The organism is Desulfurococcus mucosus DSM 2162, assembly GCF_000186365.1.
Taxonomy (GTDB): domain Archaea; phylum Thermoproteota; class Thermoprotei_A; order Sulfolobales; family Desulfurococcaceae; genus Desulfurococcus; species Desulfurococcus mucosus.
The window spans coordinates 412,072-424,017 of sequence record NC_014961.1 but is presented as its reverse complement, the minus strand read 5'-3'; the positions used below and the strand labels follow the sequence as shown (position 1 = coordinate 424,017).

At 50.1% G+C, this 11,946-nt stretch carries 11 protein-coding genes; all 11 read right to left on the bottom strand.

Annotated features, from left to right (window positions below; genetic code table 11):
- Nucleotides 1-214 precede the first annotated feature (214 nt).
- Nucleotides 215-1,327: a glycosyltransferase gene (locus tag DESMU_RS02230; protein WP_245526509.1), complete on the bottom strand. Its 1,113-nt coding sequence runs from the start codon at nt 1,325-1,327 to the stop codon at nt 215-217.
- Nucleotides 1,328-1,351: 24 nt separating this feature from the next.
- Nucleotides 1,352-1,939: a glycosyltransferase family 2 protein gene (locus DESMU_RS02225; protein WP_148222792.1), complete on the bottom strand. Its 588-nt coding sequence runs from the start codon at nt 1,937-1,939 to the stop codon at nt 1,352-1,354.
- Nucleotides 1,940-1,959: 20 nt separating this feature from the next.
- The gene (locus DESMU_RS02220; RefSeq protein WP_187286339.1) at nt 1,960-2,379 is read right to left on the bottom strand and encodes a glycosyltransferase; all 420 of its coding nucleotides are present in this window, start codon (nt 2,377-2,379) and stop codon (nt 1,960-1,962) included.
- A 92-nt stretch (nt 2,380-2,471) separates the two neighbouring features.
- Entirely contained in the window at nt 2,472-3,617 is a 1,146-nt protein-coding gene (locus DESMU_RS02215; RefSeq protein WP_013561971.1) for a glycosyltransferase family protein, read from the bottom strand.
- A 220-nt stretch (nt 3,618-3,837) separates the two neighbouring features.
- The gene (locus tag DESMU_RS02210; protein WP_013561970.1) at nt 3,838-4,503 is read right to left on the bottom strand and encodes a hypothetical protein; all 666 of its coding nucleotides are present in this window, start codon (nt 4,501-4,503) and stop codon (nt 3,838-3,840) included.
- Between the two features lie 150 nt (nt 4,504-4,653).
- Nucleotides 4,654-5,850, bottom strand: coding sequence for a glycosyltransferase family 4 protein (locus tag DESMU_RS02205; RefSeq protein WP_013561969.1), 1,197 nt, complete (start codon nt 5,848-5,850; stop codon nt 4,654-4,656).
- Nucleotides 5,851-5,965: 115 nt separating this feature from the next.
- On the bottom strand, nt 5,966-7,552 hold the full coding sequence (locus DESMU_RS02200) for an oligosaccharide flippase family protein (protein ID WP_013561968.1): 1,587 nt from the start codon (nt 7,550-7,552) through the stop codon (nt 5,966-5,968).
- Between the two features lie 39 nt (nt 7,553-7,591).
- A complete protein-coding gene (locus DESMU_RS02195; RefSeq protein WP_013561967.1) occupies nt 7,592-8,716 on the bottom strand; it encodes a glycosyltransferase family 2 protein in 1,125 nt (374 codons plus the stop codon).
- A gap of 423 nt (nt 8,717-9,139) precedes the next feature.
- The gene (locus DESMU_RS02185) at nt 9,140-10,126 is read right to left on the bottom strand and encodes a glycosyltransferase family 2 protein (RefSeq protein WP_013561965.1); all 987 of its coding nucleotides are present in this window, start codon (nt 10,124-10,126) and stop codon (nt 9,140-9,142) included.
- Between the two features lie 493 nt (nt 10,127-10,619).
- Nucleotides 10,620-10,982: a glycosyltransferase gene (locus DESMU_RS07155; protein WP_245526508.1), complete on the bottom strand. Its 363-nt coding sequence runs from the start codon at nt 10,980-10,982 to the stop codon at nt 10,620-10,622.
- A 26-nt stretch (nt 10,983-11,008) separates the two neighbouring features.
- Complete coding sequence (locus DESMU_RS02175) at nt 11,009-11,941, bottom strand: glycosyltransferase family 2 protein (protein WP_013561964.1); 933 nt, start codon at nt 11,939-11,941, stop codon at nt 11,009-11,011.
- Nucleotides 11,942-11,946: the final 5 nt, after the last annotated feature.

Here is an 11,946-nt window from a genome sequence, read left to right as displayed (position 1 = left end):
AACCACGCTTTGCTTACCAGTGCAATCAGACAAATACCTGGAAAGCAACCCCGCAAGCGTAGACTTCCCAGAACCATCACACCCAAAGAAGCAGACAACAACACACCTCATATGAATCACTTCAGTTTAGCATTGAAAATCTCGAGTCAAGATATTCAATATAATGGTATAAAGCTAAACCCCACGTGCTGGATCCCAAAGCATTTTACATGTTTTAACAAGAACACCCAGACCTGCAACTTAGTGCCGCTTCATTAAACAATTTAGCAAGATCCATTGCCATATTAGTCAAAGGATAGCGCTCAGCGAGTCTTCTAGAACTGATGCTTGGAACCACGTAAGAACTGTCTTTTTTCCAGAGCAAATAATACTTCAACACACCTCTAGTTAGACTTTTAAGATCAAAGTTTTTAGCTATATGACCGCAGAGCTCACCTCTGGATACAGCCGGTTTCAGAAGATCTCTAGGAGCTCCGGGAATATCAAATGCGACTACAGGTGTACCGCAGGCTAGAGCTTCGAGTACTACCAAGCCGAAGGTTTCATATTTGCTCGGAAAGAGTAAGAGATGCGCTTGAAGTAGTTCTTTAAGAAAATCTCTCCTAGATAGCAAATGAAATATATCGACTCTGTTTGGGAACTTGTCAGCAAGATTTTGGAGATGTTGCACAAGGGCCGGGAGTGTGCCGTGGCCAAGAAATATCTTAGCATGTATATCTGGGAAACGCGGAAGAAGAGAGCTTATAACAGAATACGCGATATCTGCACCTTTACCATACCGAGCACCGACAAATACAATGGTAAACCTGTCACTTTGCTTTTCATCAGGAGACGGCTGACAATTCTCTAGAATTGTATTAGGAATACCCCACGGGATGTATGCCACCCGGCGAAACCTTAAGGCTCTAAACACCTGTAGATCAAAGCTATTCAGAACATGAATAGAACAGATTTGATTATTTATAAATGTCCTTTCGACGATTAGCCGAAGAAGGGAAAGCATACTGTACAAGTAATTACGCGGCCTATATCCCCTAAACCTAGGCATGACCACCGGTGCATGTACACCATAGACAATGGGCTTAGTCTCTAAGGTACGAGAAAGTCTTAAGAGGTAGTAAAGCTCGTCGTTAGGATAGAATAAGTTAACAAAGTAAACTACATCATACTCTATGAGAGCCCGAGGATCTAGATTGCTAAGGTGGAACTCTGATATCAATGGTATAGCGTCTGTTTTTATCCCTTTTTCTGAAAGCTCTTTACTCAACTCTGAAAAGTATTCATCTGATGGCCTCCAATTTACAAATGCTACCTTGATAAACCTCACCAAATTAAGTATTATCTTCTGCTATCATAAAAAGCGAAGATTTCGTGCTGTTACATACGGATGTGTAATAGTATGATGCAGCATGTTTATTGAGAGCATAATTTTACGTGTATAAAGCTTCCGGCCTATGAGCCTCTTCGTGAAGTGTTTTAGACCTATCAGTGTAAAAAGTAGCCCCAATGTGTCTGAGCTTTTTAAACTATGCAATATTTGTGTGAAAATGACCTCAAGAATTGTTACCGGTAATATCGCTAGTATGGATAAGAGCGGTAGTTTTACCAGCAAGAGCAAAAGGTTCCTCGAGAAATAGTAGCGTAGCTTAGGATTAGCCCTGCCAAATGTAGCGCTACCGATATGGTAAACTGAGCACTCAAGCACACATACATTCCTATATCCTGCTGACCATACCCTTAAACCATAGTCTACATCATCAAACCAGAAGAAGTATTCTTCGTCGAACATACCTAATCTGAAAAACAGGTTTGTTCTCGTGAGTAGTGCTGCACCCATCGCATATGAGACCTCCAATAAGTTGTCCTGGATCCTGTGAGCTGGCATTGTTTCTACTGTGATGGGGGATGGAAGCAATCCCAGGCTTAGAGTGAAACCCAAGTTGTATGAACCATCGAGGTTTATAATGACTGGCTGAGCAGCACCAATATCGGGTTTTTCTCCATTATATCTACTAGTTTTGACACAATATCTGGCTCAACGATGACATCATCATTCAAAAACAACAGGTACTTGGTATCTTTCAAAAGCACTGCTGCTCTATTGTTACCGCCCGACCACCCATAGTTTCTATCTAGTTTCAAGACCTCCGCATCGCATTTTAGATGCTCCTGCGATCTCATAGAACTTATAAACCGTGATATGAATTCCGGTGTGGAGTCTTTCGAGTTATTATCAACGAATATTATTTTACAGTTCTCATAGTCTATGCCAAGTATTCTCGACAAAATTTTTCGGAATGTGTCTTCGCCGATTTTTGAGAGAGAGTTATATGTCAAGACAACTATGCCTACTTTTTGCCTCATTTTCAAGTTACCCAAGAGATGTAGACAACAAGAGTAAACTCGAGCAGTGTTTACAACAGCTTTGCATGAGATTACAGCTTCCTCTGGAGAAGATTATCATCAATTTTTCACCAGAAATACTCAGATGCGGATGTAAGGATTCCTCTTAACTCCTTTAGCAATGACCGCTTGAAAACCTTGAAAGTGTACCTCGACAATATCAGTTTTTGGAACTCTAAACCTATGGAGTTCCATTCTCTAAAAGCCGATGAGTTCTTTGAGATATGTAAGAATTCTTCTAAGGGAATATAATGCTTTCTGGGAATAGCAGGTATAAACAGCATACCAGCAGGTGTTGAAACTATGGGTTTTCCAATGTAACCTGCTTCTAAAACCTTGTTTCTGGCTCCTCCACATATTGCATTCTTTGGATATGGGAGTATGATAGCTTCAGAGGAGAGAAGGAGAGCCGCATATGCTGGGTATGTTAGAAAGCCTACTTGTATTACCTTGTATCGGCTGTTCTCCTCATTTTTAGCCCTTAAACTGGGTCGTTTTATCCTATGACCAGTCACTATGATCAGCACATTGGAAGGCAGGAGCCATGCAATATTCATCAATTCGCTATACGCTAAAATATTTGATGAAAATACTCCGGGTAGCGGGGCAACTACTATGGTCTTATCTAGATGGTTCTGCAACCCTAGGAGGATAGAGATCTTTTCGCGCAGGCCTAAGACCGTCTTCTCTTTTAGCTTCGCTACAATGTCTTCGAAAATAGGGGTTAACGCATTCTCAATAACACGAGCTTTTCTTGGAGTAAAGTACCTGTATATGGCTTCCGAAGTATAGGTTGAAGCTGCTATGATGTAGTGGGCATGTTTATACGTTAAATACTCGCTCAAAAAAAGTATAAATCTCCCAATAATCCCTGGTTGACCAGTGCTTATCGACTCGAGCCATGCAACCCCATGTACATCTACTACCGTAGTTCTTCTAAAAATCTTTCTAGCCAATACCATGAAAGCAGAGATCCACGGATTCGTGCCGCTTACGATAACAATGTCAGATTTAAGAAGGCTTGATAATGTTTTTGGCATAAATAGTTGGGCTAGACGCGAAATAGGCAAATAACGAACTGATAACGTTTTCAGGTCTTTTAAAGAATAGTAGAAATTCATAGGTCTAAGCAAGGAACCTGACATGTCCTTAGCAGAAGGACCAACGATAATTATCCTCAGCTTCCCACTGTTTCTATGCGTTCTCAAAACCAATGTACTCTACCACTTATCTACTCTAAGTATAACTAGAGACTCTTGCCATCCGTCTTGAGAACTTTATTCCGCACATCATCCTGTTCTCTACTATAGCCTCTTTTGCTTCATTAACTGTAGATAAGCCTCAGCTTACAAGTTACCAAACCGAGGTCTTTTCACATTCATGTAGAAATAAATGCAGCTCTTAAGGGATTCTAGTTCTATAACTCTACTCTATTCAAGAACGATGTTCGCTGAAGTCACAATTACTTCTTGTTATACCAAGCAAGCACTCAAGTTCTTTAGATGTATTGATTATTTTTCTCCCTTCCGTGTTTATGAGACAGCCCTCTCTCTTGACCCATGTTTTTAGGACTAGAATTTGAGTAAATACGTACGTCTTAAGCTCTGGTGGTGTGCCCCTTTTCCTCCATCTTTCTGGCAGTGAGGACGGAGGCGCCCATAGTACTAGGACTTCAGGACTCCTGCCCCACATGAGCCTTGAGAGGATTCTTACGAGTTTCTTCACCAGCTTTAAGTCTAGCCCGAGTACTAGGGCTGCGTGGTAGTAGTCTACTAGAGAGCCTGGCAAGTGCTCTTCGACTAGGATGAAGTCGTTTCGCCTAGTAATAGCACTTATTCTCAGGAGCTTTAAAAGTGGTAAAAGCACGGAGTTTAAGGCAAGGTCTAAAAGTACTCCACACCTGTGAGCAGCGTATATTTCTCTCTTCCCGAGTCCGAGTCTTGAGAACAACCTGGGGAGAAGGCGGGCGAAGATAAACACTGTTTTCAAATAAGTGGTTCTTACCCTCAGCCCTCTTTTCTTAAGCCTTATAGCCAACAAACGGATATGCGTCGTCTTACCGGCGCCCTCTAAACCAGCGAACACTATAACTCTACCCAAGCCTAACACCGCTGAAACTTGTTTTTAAGAGCGAATCCAAGCCTTTTAACCCGTCTGTGTAAGCCTCATATGCTTAGCCCGCCTAGAAGAGCGATTACATCATTCCTCCAGTCTAGAACCCAGGAAACCCCGAACCTTATCACTCTCATACTACTCGACCCCGAAGGCTTTGAGTAACTTTCCCTCTATCTTAGTAGCTTCAAACTTTCTCAGCGTTGCTTCCCTCAATTGACCTCCTATACTTAAAAGCTCTTCGCGACCCATGGCTATCACTTCTTCAATTTTCTCAGCTAGTATTAGCGGGTCGCCTGGAATAAACATGAATCGCTCTGCTGGCGTCCCATCAACAATCTCCGGCACACCTCCGACCCTAGAGGCTATGGGTATTGTGCCAGAGAGCATGGACTCTATGACAGCATAGGGCAAAGGCTCCTCCCATATAGAGGGGTGTAGAAGTGCGTAGCTTGTAGAGTAGAGCTCTAGCAGTCTCTCATAGTCTACGTGGCCTATTGGTTTCAGCACTCTGCCCAGTCTCCTGGCAGCGCTGAGGCCTATTTCCCCTAGTCTACGCGTGACCAGCACTTCTGCGTCGAGCCCACGCCTCGTCAGCTCTAGGGCCGCTCCGAGGACTAGGTGAAAGCCCTTCAGGTAGCTGTCGCCCCCTGTGAAGAGGAGTAGGGGCCTCCCTAGCCTTTTCTCTACAGGAGGGACCTCGGGCAGGAGGTTGTAGACGTGTACAAGCTTTCTAGAGACACCCGGAAGCCCTGATGCTATGATCCCGCATTGCCTCCTAGAAACACACACGACCCTGTCAGCATAGCCAAGAGCGAGAGCACTGACTCTATTCACACCTAGTGTGTCAAGGAGGCCTGTGGCAATAGCCCTGGCCACGTCTCCGTGCTCGTAAAGCTCCACGATAACATCACCGAGAGACCGCGTGTTCACATCATGCAATATTACAGAAGTATATGTTAGTGGCTGATAGTTGTGGAGGTGAACAATGACCCTTGCACGGGGATTGATATTCTTGGCCGCGATGGCCAGGGGCAGTAGTGTATGGGAGGGTATGTAGATAGTGTCAGCCTTTTCCACGAGCTTCCTCAGGGTCTCTGTATTAGAGAATAGCTTGAGCCATTCGAGAGGCTTGTAAGGCTCTCTGAGAACAGGCCAGTACAGGTACCTACAATACCCCATTACCTCTCCGGTGGGGTGGCGGGTGCCAGAGACAACAATCACTTCGAAGTGCCTCGACAAGATATGCTTGGTTATCAAATGCGTGGCCAGCTCACCACCACCGCCCTCAGGCCACCAGAGCTTAGAGAAGACAAGGATCCTTCCTGTAGTCATGAGCTGTTTACTCCTCTACAAACATGAACAAATCCTTCACATTTAACATGGTGGCACTTGTGGTCAGAAAGCAAGGTCTGATGCATGATAGTTAATCTCAGGTCGAGAACACATACTATAGGATCTGTTTAAGCTTTCTGATAATCCTCTCCTCAATTCTTAGCAGTAGAGTAAGGGGTAACAGCACTGGGCCTGATCTTCTTGCTACATTTACTAAGATGCTGACTTCGTCCTCTTTTAGAGCTCCCAGCAGTGGCAATATGATCGCGTAGGATGCCACATAGATGATCGAGGCCAATATCACTCTGAGAACCTCATGAATCTCTACATAAAGCACCGGTAATGTAGCTAGTGCCGAGATTGCCGCGGAGACGTACACTCTCGCTATTTCTTTCGCGCCTATCGAGACACCTGCCTCTATCTTAGCTCTCATTAAGAGGTATACGGTCGACGCATACCCTCCTATGAGACCTGCCACTATAGCTCCCACCATCCCTAGCCTCGGCAGCAGTATTAGTGTGAGCGGCAGGGAGACCAGGGTATTGACGATCCATGACCTGAATACCTCTTGCGTCTTCCCAATGCCAGCGAAGAGGCCCCCGAGCACATATGCCCCCAGACCGACTCCCAGAGCTCCTGTGGCTGTGAGGGCCAAGTAAAGGGGAGCTGCTTCGTAGTCAAGGCCATAGACGAGGACCACTAGGTCCCTAGAGAATAGAATTGCCATTGCTATCGCCGGGACCATGAGCACAGTACTGTACTTGACAGAGGCCCTAAATACCTCTGCCACTTCTCGGCTCTCTCTTCCAGGATCCAGCCCTGAGAAAACTGCGAATAGAGAGGATCCTATTGCAGATGTCGCCATAGAAATTGGCGAGTAGAGGTTCTGGGCAACGGAATAGTTGCCAAGCTCATAATCGCTGACGAAGTGCGCTGTGAGGACAAAGATTACTCTACCAATTAGGAAGCCCAGGAGAGTGGGGAGGTAGAGAGGATAGGCATAGGAGATCATGGATCTTAGAGCCTCAACATAGCCCACACTAGTAGCCTTATTATTACTCCCTAGAGTCCTGCAAGCTGATGCCAGTAGAGCCAGAGAGGCAATGGTAGCAACTATATAGCTAGCCACATTGCCCCCTAGGGCTCCCATCACGCCTAGGCTTAGTGCTAGAAGAGGCGATAGAGCTAATTTCACGAGAGCCTGAAGACTTTTGACGAGAGCACTGTACTTTGTCTTCAGGAATGCCAAAAAGACCCCGTCACAGATACCAATGATGGATCCTGTTAAGACAAGCGGAGAGACCAATCCAACAAGAGAGCCTATACCAGGTCTACCGAGCATGTACATAGCTACGAGATCTGAGCAGAGAAATACAAGGACCATGGCCACAAGCCCCAGGGAAGCCTCAAAGATCAATGCGACCCTTATATACATAGAGGCATCACAACCCTTGCCCTCAGACCCCAGCATAGCCACATAACGGGTCACAGCTTGACCTATGCCGAGGCCTATGAGAGGACCCACTATAGCCGGCACGGTAAGGACGAGAGAGTATATCCCATAGCCCTCAGGCCCCAGCAGCCTGGCGATGAGAATGGAGGCCAGAGCGGACAGCGCCAGGGAGAGGGCGTTGCCGGCGAAAAGGTAGGCTCCGCCCCTGGAGGCCTCGGCGGCCAGGTCTACGAGGCTTCTCCTGCTCATCGAGGGTCTCACCGCGGACTATAGTTGCGCGCTCTTGTGCTAGGCACGACCCGGAGAAGCCTTAGCCCGGCCGCTCTTCGGCCGCGGAGCCCCATGCGCGTGAGAGAGAAGTTTTCTCAGAGCCCTCCTCGGGTCCACCCCTATAAGGGGGCTGGGGACGTCCATTATGAAGCCCTCCAGGCCGCGAAGCCCTGGTCTCCACCTCCTCCTGAATGAGGCCTCCCTCCTCAGGTTCCTCGCCACATGCCAGACGATCCTCAGCTGCAGCCTCGCCCTGGCCCTCTCCCCCTTCCTGACGGACTTCAGCACGTTGATGAGCACCTCCACCGGGAGGTACAGGAGCAGAGCCCTTAGCACGTGCTTGAGCGGGAAGTACCTCACCGTGGTGAGCCACTTGTTGCGGTTGGCAAGGTACCAGGAGAGCCAGTTTATTCTCTTCGGTGCCCCCTCGGTGCCCCTCCTGTGGTAGTACACAGCCCTGGGGTAGACCACGGTCCTGTACCCCAGGGAGAGGGCCCTGGCGCAGAGGTCTATCTCGTCGTGGTACATGAAGAGCTCCGGGGAGAAGCCGCCCAGCCTCTCGAAGAGCTCCCTCCTGACCATCATGGCGGAGCCGGAGGCCCAGGCCACCTCGAAGACCGCGTCGAGGCCCGAGAGCCTCCCCTCGAGGCCGCTCACGTCCACCTCCACGGCCCTGCCGTACGAGTCGACGTAGCCGCCGAGGCTCGAGAAGGAGCCGCCGAGAGACCTCTGCAGGCCCTGCGCGATCCCTACGCTCTCGTCCCGCTCCATAATGCCGACCAGCTTCTCGACGTACCTCTCCTCGAGGACCGCGTCCGGGTTCATGAAGAGTATGTACTTGATGTCGGGCGATAGGTGCCTCACGGCCAGGTTGTTCCCGAGGCAGAAGCCGTAGTTCCTGCCCAGCCTAACGACCCTAACCTTGTCGCCGTACTTGCTTGAGACGTACTCCGCGCTGTCGTCCGCGGAGCCGTTATCCGCGAAGATGACCTTCACGTTCCCGTAGGACTGGCCGAGGGCGGAGTCTATGGCTCTATCTAGGAGCGGGCCCAAGCTCTTCCTAGCGTTGTAGCCGAGAATAACGATCGCAACCTTAGATGGAGTCACTGGTCTTCCCGCATCGTGGCTCCCGGCCTGCTGCATATAGTCGTCAGCGGTGGTGTTTCGTATAGACTAGCTTCTTAGCCGTCTCTCCTAGGTTGGAACACGCCGTCTGTGACATAGCCGTTTTGCTCAAGAACATTTGTAACGTCTTCCAGCTTGACTAAGGGCTCGTGAACCGCTCAATAGCGCCAGCTTCTTGCTCACATGCTTATAATAAATGCTCGGTACGAAGAGTGCCTCTACGCTCTTAGCCTCAGCCAGGTATCTGACCAGGCTAGGCACCTTCACGCGGCTCGCTCCGTAGTCCTCCAGGCCGGTACAGAACGACACTATGGATATGCTCGACTTTAACATCCTTGAGAGGTGCTTTGAGACCTCGAGAGCCCACCTCTCGGTCCCCCTCAGTATGAGTAAGTGCATTGGGACTACTATGACGATACCCTCTCTTGCACGCGTATCAGGTCACCTGCCTAGGTCTCGGTGTGAGGACCTCGCCAGCCCCAGCAGCAACCCTATGTCGAACCAGAGCCTGCCGTAGGTCTCCCTCAACAGAGTCCACGCCAGCCTCTCCAAGATCAGCCTTGGCTTCCCGCCCAGCACCACTACGTCTCTGCGCAGCCACCTGTGCGCCACGAAGGCTAGCAGTAGCGCCGTCACGGCCAGCGTTAGTAGCACGTTCATTGAGGCCGCCGAGACTATGACATCGAGGGCTACGATACCCAGCACGGCGTTGGATCTGGCGACGTCTATCGGCCAGCGCATCGCCCCCACCTTCCTGAAGTACCTCAGCGCCGTCCTGCCGTACCACAGCTGCTGCTTCATCAGCTGGCCCAGGGTGTGGGGGTAGCACCTCCTGACCCCGGTCCCGACGACCCTCCACATAGTCTTGGCGCGCGCCAGGAACTCGAGGTCCTCCCCAAAGCCCAGGCTGGCGTCGAAGAGGGCCCTGGAGAACACGGACCTCCTAAAGCAGCAGACGACGTGAAGAGGCCTGCCGCCGCGGAAGTAGTAGACAATGTCGTCGAGGGCCAAGTGCCTCTCGACCCAGGTGTGGCCGTTGGGGGCGTAGGTTATGGCGACGTGCTCTCCCTCGCCCAGCCCAGCGACGATCTTCTCTATAGCCTCGGGGTCGCCGCTTAGATCGAAGTCGGCGTCGAAGAAGACGATCACTTCGCCGGAGCTATTCAGTACGCCTATGTTCCTCGCGTTCGCCGGCGATCTCAGGCTCCCGAAGTCCTCCTCCTTCAGGACCTTTATCGCGAAGCCCGCACCCTTGAGCTTCGCCTTCAGCTCCTGAAGTGCCTCGAGCGTCCCGTCCGTCGAGCCCCCGTCCACCACGACCACCTCGATCGGCCTGTAGGTCTGCCCGTAGATGCTCATTATCAACTGCTCTACGTTCCCGCGCTCGTTCTTCACGGGGATCACAATAGAAACGAGAATGCTCTTCATAATTTACCTTTACACAACATCTTTAGTTGCTCTACGTGTAAACTAGACAAATTAAAGCTTATATATACATCGTTAAAAAGTCTTCTCTTAATGCCCTTGACGATTAAGCATACAACTCCTAAAATACCGTACCATTTAACTAAAGTTACGAATCCTCGCGTTAACCAAGAGAATTCCGTACGACTCCTTAGCAAAGACCATAAAATAATGCCTAGCAGTTCTCTTAAGGACCGGTTAAGTATACAAAACCTAACATCATTAGCCGAGCCGGTCCATAAACGAATCGTCGACGGCATTCTTTTAAAAGTTGCCTGATGCATATGAATTATTTTTATATGAGGATTGCATATTACCTTAAAACCTGCTCTTCGTGTTCTATAGCAAAAGTCTACGTCCTCGAATCCTCCTAAAATATAGCAAGGATCTAAATAACCGATAGTACTAAATACCTCAGCTCTTATCACGACACTTGCGAACCACACTTCATTGACCTCTATGATTCTTGGGCCACAACAATGTTGGCATCTCGCACCTGGCAATAAAACCTAAGGCCCATTATCCCTATGTCTTTATGGCTTTCCATCACTTTCACCGCTAACCTTAGCCACCAGGGGTCTACTACCTCTACATCATTGTTCATCAGTACCACGTACCTGGCTCCTCTCCTCAGGGCCACTGCTATGCCCAGGTTGTTTGCCCTGGCATAGCCGAGGTTCCTCGGGAGCGCCAGGATCTCCGCCTCCGGGAACTCTCTCCTCACTATCTCAACGGATCCGTCGCTCGAGCCGTTGTCCACGACGAGGATCTTCATGTTGCCGTACCTCGTCTTCCTTAGGCTCGCGAGGGCCCTCCTCAGGAGCTCCCTGCCGTTGTAGTTCAGGACTATGACGTATACGAGCGGCTCCTCCAGGGTCCCGCCCCCCGGCTGACGCAGCCCTTGACAAGCCCCACCATGATGCCCCTGACGCCGTACAGGGCCGTGGAGGGCCTCCCGCTCCTGGCGGCCCATGCGACGGCCTCGATCGCCCTGTAGATGGCATGAGGCACCACGTAGAGGCCCACGAGCCCCCTGTTCTTCGCCAGGAAGTACACCTCGCTGCGGTACACCCCCTCTATGTGCCTCGGGTCCCTCCTCAGCCTCTCCACCCTCTTCGACACCTGCCTCGTGAAGTGGTAGGAGACAGCCTTGCCGTTGGCGACTATCCTGTAGCCGGCCGCCCTCACCCTCATGGCCAGGTCGAAGTCCTCGCCCTGTATGGGCTCCTCCACGGACTCGTCGTAGAGCCCGGCCCTCAGCAGGGCCTCCCTCCTGCACGCGACGCTCATGGTGAAGACGGGGATCTCGGCTAGGTGCCTATCTATGGTCCTGACCTGCCTGGGCAGGAGGGACTCGTGAACGGACAGCTTGCTCAGGAGCCTCGTCGCGAGCCCCAGAGGGCCTCCCCTGCTCCTCGCACCCTCCCTGAAGACCCAAACGCACCTCGAGTAGACGCAACCTATGGAGCCGTCTCTATCGAAGGTCTTGACGACTTCCTCAATAAAGTCCTCCCTGAGCACTAGGTCGTCCTCGAGGAGAAACACTATGTCTCCCCTCGACTCCAGTATGGCCCTATTGGCAGTCCTACACTTGTTCCAGAGCCCTGTGGCGAGGACCATACATGTGTCTCCGCATTCTCTCTTAACAGTCTCTAGGAGCTCTCTGTCAGAGACCTCAGAGGCGACTATTATCTCTGAGGGCCTCATGGTCTGTCTAGAGAGAGACCTCAGGAGGAGCCTCAGGTAGCCCAGTCTCTCATGGGTTCCTGTTGTCAGCACTATGA